The 15,663-nt window shown below is 57.8% G+C and carries 15 protein-coding genes and 1 riboswitch; of the genes, 8 read left to right on the plus strand and 7 right to left on the minus strand.

Annotated features, from left to right (window positions below; all coding sequences use genetic code 11):
• Position 1: 1 nt before the first annotated feature.
• From thiS to dnaK, 5 genes are all read right to left on the minus strand, one after another.
• Positions 2 to 196, minus strand: a complete 195-nt coding sequence (gene thiS / locus ACR0B8_RS11475) for a sulfur carrier protein ThiS (RefSeq protein ID WP_226689032.1) — start codon at positions 194 to 196, stop codon at positions 2 to 4.
• Positions 180 to 1,157 carry an FAD-dependent oxidoreductase gene (locus ACR0B8_RS11480; RefSeq protein WP_226689031.1) on the minus strand — a complete coding sequence of 326 codons (978 nt, stop codon included), beginning with the start codon at positions 1,155 to 1,157 and terminating at the stop codon, positions 180 to 182. The genes thiS and ACR0B8_RS11480 overlap by 17 nt, the downstream gene beginning before the upstream one ends.
• The gene (gene thiD, locus ACR0B8_RS11485; RefSeq protein WP_170361001.1) at positions 1,154 to 1,957 is read right to left on the minus strand and encodes a bifunctional hydroxymethylpyrimidine kinase/phosphomethylpyrimidine kinase; all 804 of its coding nucleotides are present in this window, start codon (positions 1,955 to 1,957) and stop codon (positions 1,154 to 1,156) included. The genes ACR0B8_RS11480 and thiD overlap by 4 nt, the downstream gene beginning before the upstream one ends.
• Before the next feature lie 43 nt (positions 1,958 to 2,000).
• Positions 2,001 to 2,107, minus strand: a riboswitch (TPP riboswitch).
• A 128-nt stretch (positions 2,108 to 2,235) separates the two neighbouring features.
• Positions 2,236 to 3,390, minus strand: coding sequence for a molecular chaperone DnaJ (gene dnaJ, locus ACR0B8_RS11490; RefSeq protein ID WP_170349590.1), 1,155 nt, complete (start codon positions 3,388 to 3,390; stop codon positions 2,236 to 2,238).
• A gap of 74 nt (positions 3,391 to 3,464) precedes the next feature.
• Complete coding sequence (gene dnaK, locus ACR0B8_RS11495; protein WP_170349589.1) at positions 3,465 to 5,372, minus strand: molecular chaperone DnaK; 1,908 nt, start codon at positions 5,370 to 5,372, stop codon at positions 3,465 to 3,467.
• A gap of 212 nt (positions 5,373 to 5,584) precedes the next feature.
• Here dnaK and ACR0B8_RS11500 point away from each other — a divergent pair, with 212 nt between their 5' ends.
• The gene (locus tag ACR0B8_RS11500; RefSeq protein ID WP_170361003.1) at positions 5,585 to 6,187 is read left to right on the plus strand and encodes an alpha-ketoglutarate-dependent dioxygenase AlkB family protein; all 603 of its coding nucleotides are present in this window, start codon (positions 5,585 to 5,587) and stop codon (positions 6,185 to 6,187) included.
• Here ACR0B8_RS11500 and ACR0B8_RS11505 read toward each other — a convergent pair.
• Positions 6,184 to 7,005 carry an ABC transporter permease gene (locus tag ACR0B8_RS11505; protein WP_170361005.1) on the minus strand — a complete coding sequence of 274 codons (822 nt, stop codon included), beginning with the start codon at positions 7,003 to 7,005 and terminating at the stop codon, positions 6,184 to 6,186. The genes ACR0B8_RS11500 and ACR0B8_RS11505 overlap by 4 nt on opposite strands.
• Positions 7,006 to 7,127: 122 nt before the next feature.
• On the opposite strand from ACR0B8_RS11505, the gene cysQ reads away from it, so the two are divergent.
• The 7 genes from cysQ (at position 7,128) to ACR0B8_RS11540 (ending at position 15,126) form a co-directional block, all read left to right on the plus strand.
• Entirely contained in the window at positions 7,128 to 7,925 is a 798-nt protein-coding gene (gene cysQ / locus ACR0B8_RS11510) for a 3'(2'),5'-bisphosphate nucleotidase CysQ (protein WP_226689030.1), read from the plus strand.
• A complete protein-coding gene (locus ACR0B8_RS11515; RefSeq protein WP_226689029.1) occupies positions 7,925 to 8,725 on the plus strand; it encodes a 3-deoxy-manno-octulosonate cytidylyltransferase in 801 nt (266 codons plus the stop codon). The genes cysQ and ACR0B8_RS11515 overlap by 1 nt, the downstream gene beginning before the upstream one ends.
• A gap of 70 nt (positions 8,726 to 8,795) precedes the next feature.
• Positions 8,796 to 9,779, plus strand: coding sequence for a UDP-glucose 4-epimerase GalE (gene galE, locus ACR0B8_RS11520; RefSeq protein ID WP_226689028.1), 984 nt, complete (start codon positions 8,796 to 8,798; stop codon positions 9,777 to 9,779).
• A 7-nt stretch (positions 9,780 to 9,786) separates the two neighbouring features.
• Entirely contained in the window at positions 9,787 to 10,824 is a 1,038-nt protein-coding gene (locus ACR0B8_RS11525) for a glycosyltransferase family 2 protein (protein WP_226689027.1), read from the plus strand.
• A gap of 166 nt (positions 10,825 to 10,990) precedes the next feature.
• Positions 10,991 to 11,977 carry a glycosyltransferase family 2 protein gene (locus tag ACR0B8_RS11530; protein WP_170361014.1) on the plus strand — a complete coding sequence of 329 codons (987 nt, stop codon included), beginning with the start codon at positions 10,991 to 10,993 and terminating at the stop codon, positions 11,975 to 11,977.
• A complete protein-coding gene (locus ACR0B8_RS11535; RefSeq protein WP_226689026.1) occupies positions 11,974 to 13,674 on the plus strand; it encodes a beta-1,6-N-acetylglucosaminyltransferase in 1,701 nt (566 codons plus the stop codon). Before ACR0B8_RS11530 ends, ACR0B8_RS11535 begins: the two co-directional genes overlap by 4 nt.
• Before the next feature lie 6 nt (positions 13,675 to 13,680).
• Complete coding sequence (locus tag ACR0B8_RS11540) at positions 13,681 to 15,126, plus strand: nodulation protein NodH (protein WP_480658484.1); 1,446 nt, start codon at positions 13,681 to 13,683, stop codon at positions 15,124 to 15,126.
• Here the strand turns inward: ACR0B8_RS11540 and ACR0B8_RS11545 are convergent.
• Positions 15,110 to 15,628, minus strand: a complete 519-nt coding sequence (locus ACR0B8_RS11545) for a L,D-transpeptidase family protein (RefSeq protein WP_170361020.1) — start codon at positions 15,626 to 15,628, stop codon at positions 15,110 to 15,112. The genes ACR0B8_RS11540 and ACR0B8_RS11545 overlap by 17 nt on opposite strands.
• Positions 15,629 to 15,663: the final 35 nt, after the last annotated feature.

Here is a 15,663-nt window from a genome sequence, read left to right on the forward strand (position 1 = left end):
CTCAGCCTCCCTGCATCGGCGCGACGACTTCAACCCGGTCGCCATCGGTCAACTTTTGAGCAATGCGCAGACCCGAGGGCACAAAGTCTTCGTTTACAGCTGTCGCCACCCTCCCCAAGAACCCGCATTCGACCAACAGGTCCGAGAGGATTTCGGCGCGCACCTCGCGCAATTCACCATTAAGCACGATCTTCATCGACCATCTCCGAATGTTTGTTGTCCAACGCCAGATCGGCCACTCCCTGCGCCAGCGCTGGGGCCAGCAGATAGCCATGGCGGTACAGTCCGTTGGCATAAATCGTATGCCCCAGCCGCCGGATGCGGGGCAGGTTGTCGGGAAAAGCCGGGCGCAGATCGACACCGATCTCAAGCACCTCGGCCTCGCCAAAGGCGGGGTTCAGCGCATAGGCGGCGCTGAGCAGTTCCAGCATGGATCGGGCCGTGATGCGGCTGCTGTCTTCGCTTTCGATCATCGTTGCGCCCAGCATGTAGACACCATCCTCACGCGGCACGATGTACAGCGGCATCCTTGGATGCAGTAGACGTACAGGTCGCGTCAGGGTCACGTCCGGGCAGCGGATCACCAACATCTCTCCCTTGACGCCGCGCAGGTCGTGCAAAACCTCACGCGCGTGCAGACCGCGGCAATCGATTACATTCTCCAGCTGGGTCGGGGCCAGTTTCCGGTGGAAGACTACCCCTTGGTCCTGTAATTGGCGGTGCAGATCCCGCAGCGCCTGTCGTGGGTTCAGATGAGCCTCATCCGTGAAATGCAGACCTTTGGCGAAACTGGTTAAATCAGGCTCTAAATTGGCAATTTCAACCTGATTAATCTCGGTATACCCCCCGGTCCGACGGGCGAACCGACGCAAGTCCGGCAGATCACGCGGGTTGGCAACAACCAGCGTGCCTCGTTGTTCCACCCGAGTACGCGTAGACCACCACTCGAACGCAGCCTTTCCCAGCCGCAACACCGGTTCTTCAGCGTTTTCAAACTCGCACCATGGGGCCAGCATACCGCCAGCCCACCAAGAACACCCATGCGGGCCAGGTGGACCACTGGGATCAAAGATCTGAACCTTGGCCCCGCGCGACACTAGCTCGCTGGCTGCTGCCAGCCCGGCCACACCGGCCCCTATGACCGACCAGACCGTCACGCGGGCCAGACCCGATGGAAATGATGAACCGGGCCATGCCCCTGTCCGACCATCAGACCGTCAGCTTTAGCAATGGCCCCTTGCAGATACTCATGCGCCTGCGCGACCGCATCGGTCAGGCCCAGCCCTCGCGCCAGCCCGGCTGCTATCGAAGACGACAGGGTGCAACCGGTGCCATGCGTGTTGCGCGTATCGCACCGGGGGGCGGTGAATTCTGCCACAACTCCCGAAGGATCAAGCAAGACGTCGTGGCAAACGTCGCCGCGCCCATGTCCGCCTTTCATCAATACCGACCGCGCCCCCAGCCCGCACAGCGCCATCCCCTGCGCGATCATCTGATCGGGGGATTCGGCGTCCGAGGTGCCCAGCAAACAAGCGGCCTCGGGTAAGTTCGGGGTAAGCATGGTCGCTTGGGGCACAAGAACATCACGCAGGGTGCGAACCGCATCCTGTGCCAGCAAGGCATCGCCAGATTTGGAGATCATCACCGGGTCCAAAACGACGGGGCCATCAAACCCAGCGATGGCCCCGGCAACGGTTTGAATAATTTCAGGGGTCGCAAGCATGCCGATCTTGATCGCGCTCACATCCAGGTCGGTCAGCACCGCCTCGATCTGAGCGGCCACTACGTTGAGCGGTATGCCATGCACTGCGGTCACAGCCCGCGTGTTCTGCGCCGTGACCGCCGTGATCACGCTGGCCCCATACACGCCCAACGCAGACATAGCCTTGAGATCCGCCTGAATCCCGGCCCCACCGCCACTGTCCGAGCCCGCAATTGTCAGGGCAATATGCGCCATATCGTTGCTCCATCATCAGGGGGCAACGCAGCATGGAAAACGTCTGTGTGTGTAGACCGTTCCCTACGCCGGTATTGCCCGGATCAGGTTCGATGGGTTAGCGCATTCACGCCTCTCAGCCCCTTGATCAGGGCACCCCAACGGTTGGCGCGACAATCTCAGGGGATACGAAGGGATTCAAGGGCCAATTTTCGCGAAGTTCATGGACAAACTGGACCTATAAAACGAAAAAAGCCGACCCAAGGGGATCGGCCTTTTAGCAACTTGGTGGAGTGATCTTAGCCCTTCATCCCGTCCCAAAAGGATTTGACGGATGAGAAAAAGCTTTTTGATTCCGGGTGGTTATCCTCACCCAAATCGTCGAACTCTTTCAACAGTTCCTTCTGGCGGCTGGTCAGATTGACCGGCGTTTCCACCGCCAGTTCGATGAACATGTCGCCCACACCACCACCGCGCAGGGCGGGCATGCCTTTGCCGCGCAGGCGCATCTGACGGCCCGATTGGCTGCCTGCTGGTATTTGCACGCGGCCGCGGCCACCATCGATGGTTGGCACTTCGATCGAACCGCCCAGCGCAGCCTTGGCCATGCTGACCGGGACGCGGCAATACAGGTTCACGCTGTCGCGTTCGAACAGCTTGTGATCCGACACTTCGACAAAGATATACAGATCACCCGGAGGGCCACCGCGCATCCCAGCTTCACCCTCACCCGCCAGGCGGATGCGGGTTCCGGTCTCGACACCGGCGGGGATGTTGACGGACAGCGCACGCTCTTTTTCCACGCGGCCTGCACCGCCACAGGCTTTACAGGGGTTCTTGATGATCTGACCCAGACCCGAACAGGTCGGGCAGGATCGTTCGACGGTAAAGAAACCCTGCTGTGCACGCACCTTGCCCATGCCCGAACAGGTTGGACAGGTGGTTGGCTCCACTCCGCCTTCTGCACCCGATCCGTCACAGGCCGAACAGGCCACGGCAGCAGGAACACTGATAGTTTTCTGCAGGCCCGCGAACGCCTCTTCCAGCGTCACGCGCAGGTTATAGCGCAGGTCCGATCCGCGCGCCGCACGGCGCCCGCCACCGGGGCCGCCACGCTGACCGCCCATGAAATCGCCGAACAGATCGTCGAACACGTCTGAGAATGCGCTGGAGAAATCACCCTGACCAAAGCCGCCGCCCGGACGACCACCACCGCCGCCCATACCGTTTTCAAAGGCGGCATGGCCGAAACGGTCATATGCGGCCTTTTTGTCGGCGTCGCGCAGAACATCATAAGCCTCGTTGGCTTCTTTGAACTGCGACTCGGCATCCGGGTTGTCTTTGTTGCGATCAGGATGCAACTCTTTGGCTTTCTTACGAAAACCCTTTTTGATTTCATCCGCTGATGCGCCCTTTGATACACCGAGCACATCGTAGTAGTCGCGTTTTGACATCAGTATTTCCTTCAGCCTCAACGTATTTGGGCCGGCCCGGCAACCGGACCGGCCCACATTGGCCCGGTTACCCGTTAGTTACGCTTGTCGTCGTCCAGATCTTCGAACTCGGCGTCAACAATGTCGTCCTCACCCGGCGCAGCATCTGCCGCCGCAGGCTCATCCTCACCTTCTTCGGCTTGTGCCTTGTAGATGGCTTCGCCCAGCTTCATGGCCGCTTCGGTGACGTTCTGGATGCCCGACTTGATCTTGTCGGCATTCTCGGTCTCCAGTTCGTCCTTCAGCGCGGCAATTGCCAGCTCGATGGCTTCGATGGTGGTCGGGTCGACCTTGTCGGCATGCTCTTCCATCGACTTTTCGGTCGAGTGGATGAGGCTTTCCGCCTGGTTCTTGGCGTCGACCAGCTCGCGGCGTTCCTTGTCGGCTTCCGCGTTCTCTTCGGCGTCCTTGACCATCTTGTCGATGTCTTCATCCGACAGACCGCCCGAGGCCTGGATGGTGATCTTCTGCTCTTTGCCGGTGCCTTTGTCCTTGGCCGAAACCGAGACAATGCCGTTGGCGTCGATATCAAAAGTCACCTCGATCTGAGGCATGCCGCGCGGTGCAGGCGGGATATCTTCGAGGTTGAACTGACCCAGGATCTTGTTGTCCGCAGCCATTTCACGCTCACCCTGGAACACGCGGATGGTTACGGCGTTCTGGTTGTCTTCGGCGGTCGAGAAGACCTGAGACTTTTTGGTCGGGATCGTGGTGTTGCGGTCGATCAGACGGGTGAACACGCCACCCAGCGTTTCGATACCCAGCGACAGCGGGGTCACGTCCAGCAGAACCACGTCTTTGACGTCGCCCTGCAGAACACCAGCCTGAATGGCGGCGCCCATGGCAACCACTTCGTCCGGGTTCACACCCTTGTGCGGCTCTTTCCCGAAAAACTTGGTGACCTCTTCGATCACTTTCGGCATCCGGGTCATACCACCGACCAGAACAACCTCGTCAATGTCGCCAGCCGACAGACCAGCGTCTTTTAGAGCGGCCTGACACGGCTTCATCGACTTTTTGATCAGGTCCGAAACCAGCGATTCCAGCTTGGCACGGGTCAGTTTCATGACCATGTGCAGCGGCTGACCGTTCGAACCCATCGAGATGAACGGCTGGTTGATTTCGGTTTGCGAAGTCGAAGACAGCTCAATCTTGGCTTTCTCAGCAGCTTCTTTCAGACGCTGCAGCGCCATCTTGTCTTGCGACAGGTCGACACCGTGTTCCTTTTTGAACTCATCCGCCAGGTAGTTGACGATGCGCATGTCAAAGTCTTCACCACCCAGGAAGGTGTCACCGTTGGTCGATTTGACCTCGAACAGGCCGTCGTCGATTTCCAGAATGGTCACGTCGAAAGTACCGCCACCAAGGTCATAGACCGCGATGGTTTGGGTTTCTTCCTTGTCCAGACCATAGGCCAGCGCAGCCGCTGTCGGTTCGTTGATGATCCGCAGCACTTCCAGACCGGCGATTTTACCGGCGTCTTTGGTGGCCTGACGCTGTGCGTCGTTGAAATATGCAGGAACGGTGATCACGGCTTGCGTGACTTCCTCACCCAGATAGCTCTCGGCGGTTTCCTTCATCTTGCCCAGAGTGAAGGCCGAGATCTGGCTTGGGGAGTACTTTTCACCGCGGGCTTCAACCCACGCGTCGCCATTGCCGCCATCGACGATGGCGTACGGCACCATTTTCTTGTCTTTTTCGACTTCTGCATCATCCACACGACGACCGATCAGACGCTTAACACCAAAGATCGTGTTGTCGGGGTTGGTGACCGCCTGGCGTTTTGCAGGCTGACCGACCAGTCGCTCATCTTCGGTGAAGGCGACGATCGAGGGCGTGGTCCGCGCCCCTTCGGCGTTTTCGATGACCTTCGGCTGCGAGCCGTCCATGATGGCCACACACGAGTTGGTGGTTCCGAGGTCAATCCCGATTACTTTTCCCATATGTTCAATCCCTTTCTCTTCAAGGCGATGTCCCGAGGTCCGAACCCGTTATGGCACCCGGCCCCGATCTGATGTGCGCAACAGCCCTACACCATCGCGCGTCCCGGCGTATATAAGGGCGGGATCAGAGGCCTGCAAGCGTTGTAAAACGCTGGTTTTCGGGAATCTGTGGCCTTTTTGGCAAGGTTTTTGCAAGGATCGGGGACTCTCGGATGGCGCGGCTGCTTTTACGCGGTTTTGATATCAGGAAAGCCTGGCTGGACGGGCCCGCGCAGGAGCGGCTGATCGACAGCCTGCGGCCGATTCTGAAATCGGCCCCTTTGTTCCGGCCGGTCACGCCATCGGGTAAGGAAATGTCCGTGCGTATGACGTCGGCCGGGTCACTGGGCTGGGTCACCGACAAGACGGGTTACCGATATCAGGCGCAACACCCCAAAGGCGCGGTTTGGCCCGCGATCCCGGATCAGATTCTTGGTATCTGGCGCGACCTTGCCAGCGCGGATCGCGATCCTGATTGCTGTTTGATCAACTACTACGGCGAAGGGGCCCGGATGGGGTTGCATCAAGACAAGGACGAGGCCGATTTTTCCTGGCCGGTCCTGTCGATCTCACTGGGGGATGATGCCCTGTTCCGCATCGGCAACCAGACACGGGGCGGCAAGACCGAATCCATCTGGCTGAATTCGGGTGATGTGGTGATCATGGGCGGGCCCGCCCGGCTGACCTATCACGGCGTCGACCGCATCCGGTTCGGGTCTTCGAAACTGTTGCCCAAGGGTGGTCGGATCAACCTGACGCTGCGTGTGGCCGGTTAGCGGCGCGCCTCCCAGCTTTGGGACACATGCTGACGGGAAAAGAAAATTCCCAACAAGCCGATCAGCAGCAGGATCAGCCCCACCCAAAGCGCGTATTCCCAGCTGGTATTGCGAGGAAAATAATTGCGGAAAAGAAAACCGCGGCACTGATCGATGAGGTGAAACAGGGGGTTCCAGGTGAACATGGCCAACGTGGCACCGCCCAGCGCATTCGCCACGAACATTTTACCCGAAAAGATCATGTTCAAGCGCCGGTAGATATTGGTCAGGACTGTCACAAAAGTGGGAAACCACGGTCGCAGAGCCATGAAGACGACGCCAATTGCGCAGCCAACAAACCAGCTCAGGATCAACATGCCAAAAGCGCCGCCCGGTTCCTGAATTTCAATTGGCGCGACTGCTACACTGTAAATAAAGAGGATCACGATGATTGTCACAATCTGCGTGTAAAGCGCCCCAAAAGCGGTGGCCAACAGGACGACAACCATGTTCATAGGCGAATGCAGCATCATCGGGTTGTTGCCGGTCCCAACCCCCGCTACCGCGCTGACGGATTTGATATGGGTGATGAACAGAAACACGCCCGACAGCAGAAACAGGACAAATTCGCCGCGGATTCTTGCAATACGTGGTCCCAGGAAAGACAGGATCGTATATAACACCAAAACCAGGGCCAGAACCTGCAAGATGTTGATGATTATGGCCACGACCGCGTTGTGATGCTGGGACCGTATGCTGCGAACAACGGCGTGGAAAATCAGCTCGACCGTTGTGAACGCGCCGCCCAGTAAGGACTGGTTTCGCTTGAAATAATACACCCGAAGCGTCTTTCCCGTTTTTTCGCCTGCAATCTGTCACGAAATTCTTGCCGTTCCGTAACCGGCACATCATAAGGCCGTCAGGCTATTCGATCAACAAATCACAGGAACGGAGCTTTTTTGTGACCTACGACGCCCTCATTCCCGTCATTCGACGGCTGGCCCTGGAAGCCGGTGACAAGATCATGGAGATCTACAATTCGGATGATTTCGACGTAAAGGTCAAATCCGATTCCAGCCCGGTGACCGAAGCAGACGAAGCTGCCGATGCCCTGATTTCGGCCGGTCTGCGCGATGCCTTCCCGGATATTCTGCTGGTGACAGAGGAACAGGCAGCCTCGCATTCAGAAAAGGGTGACAGATTCCTGATTGTTGATCCATTGGACGGCACCAAGGAATTCATCAACCGGCGCGGCGATTTCACGGTGAATATTGCGTTGGTCGAAAACGGCGTTCCAACCCGTGGCGTGGTTTATGCGCCTGCAAAGGGCCGCATGTTTTATACACAGGCCGATGGTCAGTCGGTTGAAGAGACCGGAGCATTGGACAAAGCCCAGGCCGGGGAGGTGACTTCCATATCAGTGTCTAATCCGGACAATTCAGCGCTTATGATCGTGGCGTCGAAATCGCACCGGGATCAGGCCACCGAGGATTACATCAACAAATATCAGGTGAAGGACAGCAAGAGCGCGGGCTCATCCCTGAAATTCTGTTTGGTGGCCACGGGCGAGGCAGATCTTTACCCCCGCGTTGGCCGCACGATGGAATGGGACACCGCCGCGGGCCATGCCGTGCTGGCCGGTGCGGGCGGCAACGTGGTGCGCTTTGATGATCATTCACCGCTGACCTATGGCAAGGACGGCTATGCAAACCCGTTCTTTATCGCCTACGCTCCGGGTGTTGACCTGAAGGAGGCCTGATGTCCGTTCTGATCGCCATTCCCGCCCGCTATGCCTCGACCCGCTATCCGGGCAAACCGTTGGTTCCGCTGACCGGCGCCAATGGCACCGCGATGACGTTGATCGAGCGGTCCTGGCGCGCTGCCTGTTCGGTGTCGGGCGTCGACAAGGTGGTCGTTGCCACCGATGACGACCGCATCCGCGAAGTGGCCGAAGGGTTCGGGGCCGAGGTGGTGATGACCTCGGAAAGCTGCGGCAATGGCACCGAACGCTGCGCTGAGACCCATGCCAACCTTGGCGCTGGCTATGACATCGTGGTGAACCTGCAAGGCGACGCGCCGCTGACACCGCATTGGTTTGTCGAAGACCTGATCGCTGGCCTGCGCGCTGCGCCCGGGGCGGGCGTGGCCACACCCGTGCTGCGCTGCGATGGTGACGCGCTGAACAGCCTGCTAAACGACCGCAAGCACGGGCGCGTTGGCGGCACCACCGCCGTCTTCGCCGCGGATCACAGCGCCATGTATTTCTCAAAAGAAGTCGTCCCGTTCACCGCCGAGACCTACGCAGGCGAAGAAGAGACCCCGGTTTTCCACCATGTCGGCGTCTACGCCTATCGCCCCGATGCTTTGGCCGCCTATTCCACCTGGCCGGTGGGCCCGCTGGAACAGCTGGAAGGGCTTGAGCAACTGCGCTTTATGGAGAATGGCCGCAAAGTTCTGTGCGTTGAGGTTGAGGCCAAAGGTCGCCAATTCTGGGAGCTGAACAACCCGCAGGACGTTCCCAAGCTTGAGGAAATGATGGCCGCGATGGGGTTGGATTGAGCCATTTTCCCCCTGACCTAAACACACCTGTTGGCATAGCAGGGCACAAACTTCTTTGTCTGGAAGACAGATGACCAATATTCTTGTAACCGGCGGAGCTGGATATATCGGATCGCACGCCTGCAAGGCGCTGGCGCAGGCGGACTATACACCCGTGACTTATGACAACCTGATCACCGGCTGGCAGGACGCGGTGAAATTCGGACCGTTCGAACAGGGCGATCTGCGGAATCGCGCTCGGTTGGATGAGGTCTTCGCCAAATACCAGCCCGCCGCCGTAATGCACTTCGCCGCCCTCAGTCAGGTGGGCGAGGCGATGTCCCAGCCCGGCAGATATTGGACCAACAATGTCACCGGATCACTGAACCTGATCGAGGCAGCCGTGGCAGCCGGTTGCCTGAACTTTGTGTTCTCATCGACCTGCGCCACCTATGGCGAGCATGACAATGTGGTGCTGGATGAAGACACACCGCAACTGCCGCTGAACGCTTATGGTGCCTCAAAGCGGGCCATCGAAGATATCCTGCATGATTTCGAGGCCGCATATGGCCTGAACCACGTGATCTTCCGCTATTTCAACGTAGCCGGTGCCGACCCCGAGGGTGAAGTGGGGGAATTCCACCGTCCCGAAACTCATCTGGTGCCGCTGATGCTGGACGCCATTGACGGCAAGCGCGACGGGCTGACTGTGTTCGGCACCGATTACGACACGCCCGACGGTACCTGCATCCGCGACTATGTGCATGTCTGTGATCTGGTCGATGCCCATGTTCTGGGGTTGAACTGGCTGGAACAGGGCAAGGGCAGCCGCGTGTTCAACCTTGGCACCGGATCGGGCTTTTCGGTGATGGAGGTGATCGGCCATTCCAAAGCCGTCACCAACCGCGAGGTGCCCTATTCCATCGGCCCCCGCCGCGCTGGCGATTGCACCAAGCTTGTTTCAGGCTCGGTCCGCGCCGGGCAAGAGCTTGGTTGGACCCCAAAAAGATCAACGTTAGAGACTATGATCAGTGATGCCTGGCGCTGGCATCAGAACGGCAATTACGAAAAGTGAGCCATAGGTGACAGATCATGCAGCCGATAATCTTCCACCCATTGGATGGGTGCAGAAGTACCGGTTGCGTCTGAAACGACGGCGGTTGCTTTGGCGATCCTTTCGCAGCCGCCATCAGCTAGCCAGCCTCAAGGATCAGACCGCGCAAATCAGACCCGGCGCGGTACTGGCCTTCACCACGTTGCGCAATGAAATCAATCGCCTTCCGTGGTTCTTCCGCCACTATCGCGGGCTTGGGGTGGATCACTTTCTGGTCGTGGATAACGGCAGCGATGACGGCTCGGTAGAATTTCTGCGCGATCAGCCCGATGTGTCGCTGTGGCAGACCCTTAACAGCTATCGCGACGCGCGATACGGTTTGGATTGGCTGACATGGCTGCAAATGCGCTATGGCCACGGACACTGGACCTTGATGGTGGACGCGGATGAGCTGCTGATCTACCCCAACCACGACAGCAAATCCCTGCATGACCTAACAGGCACCTTGGACCAACAAGGCCACATCGCCTTTGGCGCGCTGCTGCTGGATCTCTACCCCAAGGGGCCACTGGGCGCGCAGCCCTATGACCCCGAAATGGACCCGACCAAAACCCTTAGCTGGTTCGATCCCGGCCCCTACCGGGCGCAGCGCCAAAGCCCATTGGGCAACCTGTGGGTGCAGGGTGGCGCGCGAGAACGGATGTTTTTTGCCGACAGGCCGCGGCATTCACCCACGTTGAACAAAATACCCCTAGTGCGCTGGTCACGGCGCCATGCCTATGTGAACTCGTGCCACTCGGCCCTGCCCCGACACCTGAACACGGTCTATGACGGCCCCGGCGGCAAGACGCCTTCGGGCGTGTTGCTGCACACCAAATTTCTTCCTGAGGTGGTGGACAAGTCATCGACCGAAAAAACCCGACGGCAGCATTTTCATGATCCCGACCTATTTGGGTCATATTATGATGCAATTGGAAACCGCCCCGACATGTGGACGCCTCAGTCCGTGCGTCTTGAGGGCTGGGCCCAGTTACAACAATTGGGTCTGATGGGGAAAGTTTGCTGAAAAGCAGCATATGTGACTAACGGTTTTTAAATTCGTTGCCTTGAAAGATGCATCAATGGCATAAAACGGCACTTGCCCGGCACCACTCTGGATCGTCCAGCCCCCGGGCATGCTCGCGTAACGAAAAAGGCAGTGCAAACGCGTGAGCCTGTTGGATTCATACCGAATGAGATTGCGGCGCAAGCGTCGTCTGGTGCGCTGCCTGCGCAAACGTCGGCAATTAAAGCCGATTTCCGACAAGACCAACAATATCCAACGCGAAGATGTCTTGTTGATGAGCGTTCTGCGGAACGAGAAAATCCGCCTGCCTTACTTTCTGGAATACTACCGCAGGTTGGGCGTCGATCATTTTCTGTTTGTCGACAACGACAGCGATGATGGCTCGGGCGAATACCTGGCAAGCCAACCCGACGTTTCGGTCTGGCGGGCAAATGCCAGCTATAAACAGGCTTCGTTTGGATTGGATTGGTCAAACTACCTGTTGCGAAAATACGCACACGGACATTGGGTTCTGACAGTCGACCCGGATGAGTTCTTTATCTATCCGTTCTGCGACACCCGTCCGATCCGCGCCCTGACCGATTGGCTGGACGGCTGCGCGGTACGCAGTTTCGGCACCATGCTGATCGACATGTATCCGCAAGGACCAGTGGATGCTCAGCCGTATCACGAAGGGCAGGACCCGTTTGAGATCGCCCGCTGGTTTGATGCTGGCAACTATATGATCACAAAGAACCCCGAGTATAAGAATCTGTGGATTCAGGGGGGACCTCGTGCGCGCGTGTTCTTTCGCGACACCCCCTTGCAAGCGCCTGCGCTGAACAAGATCCCCTTGGTCAAATGGGACCGTCGCTATGTCTATGTCAGCTCGACTCATTCGCTGCTGCCGCGTGGATTGAACCAGGTTTATGACGATTGGGGCGGTGAAAAGACCAGCGGCGCGTTGCTGCACGCCAAGCTGATCAGCACGCTGGGCGACAAAGCCCGCGAAGAGATGCAGCGTGGCCAGCATTACCGCCGCTCGGGCGAATATCGCGCATATGCCCAGGGGCTGGACGAGCAGCCGGTGTTTTGGTGTGACCGGTCCGAGAAATACATCAACTGGCGTCAGCTTGAGATCCTTGGCCTCATGTCGAAAGGAAACTGGGCATGAGCCGTCTGGGCGTTGTCATGCTGGTTCATACAGCACTGCACCGGGCCGAGCAGGTGGCACGGCATTGGACGGCATCGGGCTGTCCGGTGGTGATCCATGTGGACCGCAAAGTGCCGGATCAAGTTTATTCCGATTTCGTTGCCGCGTTCGCGGATGAAGCGTTGATCCGGTTCTCGGAACGCCATACCTGCGAATGGGGTAGTTGGGGAATTGTCGCGGCCTCACAATCCGCGGCCGAACTGATGCTTGACGCTTTTCCGGATGTACATCACGTCTACCTGTCTTCGGGGGCCTGCCTGCCCCTGCGGCCCGTGGATGAGCTGATCGACTATCTTTCTGACCGGCCTCGGGTCGATTTCATCGAAAGCGCAACGACCGCCGATGTCAGCTGGACGATCGGTGGTCTGGATCAGGAACGTTTTACACTGCGCTTTCCGTTTTCCTGGCGCCGGAACCGCAAACTGTTCGACGCTTATGTAAAACTGCAACGCGCCCTCGGGATGCGCCGCAAAATCCCCGAAGGGCTGATGCCGCATATGGGCAGCCAATGGTGGTGCCTGACCCGACAGACCCTGTCGGCCATTCTGCAGGACCCCAAGCGGCAGACCTATGACCGCTATTTCCGCCGCGTCTGGATTCCGGATGAAAGCTATTTCCAGACGCTGGCCCGACTGTATTCCACCCACATCGAAAGCCGGTCGCTGACCTTGTCGAAATTCGACTATCAGGGGCGACCACATATCTTTTATGATGATCATCTGCAGTTGCTGCGCCGCTCGGACTGTTTTGTGGCCCGAAAGATCTGGCCGCGTGCTGATCGGCTGTATCAGGCCTTTCTGACCGATCAGAGCAGCGCCATGCGACCAGCCGAACCCAACCCGGGCAAGATCGACCGGGTGTTTTCCAAAGCGGTCGAGCGTCGAACCCGTGGGCGCGACGGGCTGTACATGCAAAGCCGCTTTCCTCGCCACGGCAGTGAGAACGGCCTGACCTCATTCCCTTATTCGGTATTTCAGGGCTTTTCCGAGCTGTTCGAGGATTTTGAACCCTGGCTGGCTGAGACCACAGGCGCACGGGTGCATGGGCACCTGTTTGGCCCCGCTCGGGCCGAGTTTGCCAACGGGGACACGATCACAAACGGTGCGCTCAGCGATTGTGCGGTTCTGCGTGACTATAACCCAACTGCCTTTATCTCGAACCTGATCTGGAACACACGGGGTGAGCGGCAGTGCTTTCAATTCGGTCCCAGGGACACGCAAAAGATCAGCTGGTTTCTGGCGCGGGATAAGAACGCGCAAATCTCGGTTATCACCGGGGCCTGGGCGATCCCACTGTTCCGGTCGAACATGAATTTCGCCGATATCCGCTGTGAAGCGGCGCGCCTTCAACAGATTGAAACCAAACAGCTTGAGGTTCTGGGCTCGGTCTGGACCAAGGCGCAGGTGCGGACCTGGTCCTTGGCCGAATTTGTGGAATCTCCGATGGAGCCCATGCAGACCGTGATCGAGGAAATCGGCACCCATCGCGCGAACCATTTGACCGAGGCGCCAATAATGGTGGATTTGACTGGCTTTGGACAATTCCTCCAGAACCTCAAAAATCAGGGAATGCATCCTTATATGGTGGGGGATTTTCCGGCGGATGATATTTTCGGCGCGCGGGTTCGGCCATTCAAGAAACCCTATCTGGTGCAATAGTCTGTCATGACATCCAAGTTCGACTATTTCGTCATCCTCGCCGCGATGCGCACCGGGTCCAACCTGCTTGAGTTCAATCTCAACGCGCTTGAAGGCGTCACCAGCTTTGGTGAGGCATTCAACCCACATTTCATTGGTCGGCTGAAATCTGAAAGCCTATTGGATGTAACTTTGGAAGATCGTGACGGCGATCCGATGAAACTGGTACAGGCAATCAAAGATGCACCCGGCGAGTTAAATGGGTTCCGCTTCTTTCAGGGGCACGATGCCCGTGTGTTAGAGCCTGTTTTGGCTGACCCACGTTGCGCCAAGATCATTTTGACGCGCAATCCTCTGGACAGTTACGTTTCGTTGAAAATTGCGCGGGAAACCAAGCAATGGCAACTGAAGAACATCAAACGCCGCCGCGAAGCACAGGTAGAGTTTAATACGGAAGAGTTTGAATCCTATCTGGATAGACAGCAGGATTTTCAGCTCTTGTTGCTCAATACCCTTCAGCGAACGGGTCAAACCGGGTTTTACATTTCCTATGACGACCTGACCAATCTGGAGGTACTGAACGGGCTGGCCGCGTGGTTGGGTATATCGGCGCGGTCGGCTTCGATTGACGATACGATCAAGCCGCAGAACCCGGGCCCGACCCTGTCCAAGGTGACAAACCCGGAAGAGACCGAGCATGCCTTGGCCCGGATCGACAGTTTCAACCTGCATCGCACCCCGAATTTCGAGCCCCGGCGCGGATCGACCGTCGGCAATTATGTTGCCGCGCCGCATACGCCCTTGATGTTTATGCCAATACGCGGCGGGCTTGAGGCACCGGTGACCCAATGGATGGCCGATCTTGACTCGGTCAGCACCGACAAGCTGGTCACCAATCTGAACCGCAAACAGATGCGGCGATGGCTGCACGCTCATCTCGGACACCGAAAATTCACGGTGCTACAGCACCCTCTGGCACGGGCGCATTCGGCCTTTTGTTCCAACATCCTCAGCACCGGGCCCGGCGCTTACCTGAAAATCCGAAATATGCTGCGCAACCGATTCAAAATTCCGATCCCGGGTCAGTTGCGTGACGGCAATTACCCGGTTGATCAGCATTATGAGGCGTTTTCGGCTTTCCTAATCTTCCTACGCCAAAATCTGGCCGGACAGACGCCCGTTCGTGTGGATGGAACGTGGTGCAGCCAGTCTCAGGTATTAGACGGGATGGCATCCTTTGCTCTGCCTGACCTCATCCTGCGCGAGGATGAGATCGCAACAACCCTGCCCGATCTAGTCAGACGGATGGGGCATCACAGCCCACCAACACCCGGGTTTTGCGCGCCGGAAATCCCGTTCACGTTGGCCGAAATTTATGACGATAAATTAGAAACGCTGGCGGCTGAGGCCTACCAGCGCGACTATGTGCAATTCGGGTTCGGGGATTGGGAACCAGTTACGGGCGCAACGTGATCAGTGTGCCCTTGTTGACCATCGCATAGATCTCTTCGATCTCTTCATTCTTGACGGCGATACAACCGGCGGTCCAATCCGCTGTCTTCTTGGCGCGTTTCAGTTCCGACCGCTTTTTCGGCTGACCGTGAATGAAAATATCACCACCCGGATCAACACCGGCCGCCTTGGCCTGCGCGATATCATTGGAATTCGGATAGGAAATCCCCAGCGACAGGTGATAGCGACTGTTGGGGTTGCGACGGTCGATCAGATAACTGCCTTCGGGGGTGCGGCCATCACCGCGCTTGGTCTTTGTGCCATTCGGCGCAAAGCCCAGATCCACCTTATATTCCTTGAGAATGGTTTCGTTGTGCAGAAGATACAACTTCCGCGAACCCTTGTTGATGACCAATGAGGTCACCTCGGGGCCATCGTATGTCAGAAATCGTGGGCTAGCTGTGGCACAGGCCGAAAGGCCCAGCGTTGCCATAGCGCCCAATCCAAATGCTCGACGATCCATGTTTCACTGCCTGCTCTTTTTTTTCAGCATTATGC

The sequence above is a fragment of the Ruegeria sp. BH6 genome (assembly GCF_056538105.1).

Bases quoted from the DNA above. Each gene is read 5' to 3' on its own strand.
- thiS (WP_226689032.1), bottom strand. From the start codon at position 196: ATGAAGATCGTGCTTAATGGTGAATTGCGCGAGGTGCGCGCCGAAATC.
- thiD (WP_170361001.1), bottom strand. From the start codon at position 1,957: ATGGCGCATATTGCCCTGACAATTGCGGGCTCGGACAGTGGCGGTGGG.
- dnaJ (WP_170349590.1), bottom strand. From the start codon at position 3,390: ATGTCAAAACGCGACTACTACGATGTGCTCGGTGTATCAAAGGGCGCA.
- dnaK (WP_170349589.1), bottom strand. From the start codon at position 5,372: ATGGGAAAAGTAATCGGGATTGACCTCGGAACCACCAACTCGTGTGTG.
- ACR0B8_RS11500 (WP_170361003.1), top strand. From the start codon at position 5,585: ATGGCGCGGCTGCTTTTACGCGGTTTTGATATCAGGAAAGCCTGGCTG.
- ACR0B8_RS11515 (WP_226689029.1), top strand. From the start codon at position 7,925: ATGTCCGTTCTGATCGCCATTCCCGCCCGCTATGCCTCGACCCGCTAT.
- galE (WP_226689028.1), top strand. From the start codon at position 8,796: ATGACCAATATTCTTGTAACCGGCGGAGCTGGATATATCGGATCGCAC.
- ACR0B8_RS11530 (WP_170361014.1), top strand. From the start codon at position 10,991: ATGAGATTGCGGCGCAAGCGTCGTCTGGTGCGCTGCCTGCGCAAACGT.
- ACR0B8_RS11535 (WP_226689026.1), top strand. From the start codon at position 11,974: ATGAGCCGTCTGGGCGTTGTCATGCTGGTTCATACAGCACTGCACCGG.
- ACR0B8_RS11540 (WP_480658484.1), top strand. From the start codon at position 13,681: ATGACATCCAAGTTCGACTATTTCGTCATCCTCGCCGCGATGCGCACC.
- ACR0B8_RS11545 (WP_170361020.1), bottom strand. From the start codon at position 15,628: ATGGATCGTCGAGCATTTGGATTGGGCGCTATGGCAACGCTGGGCCTT.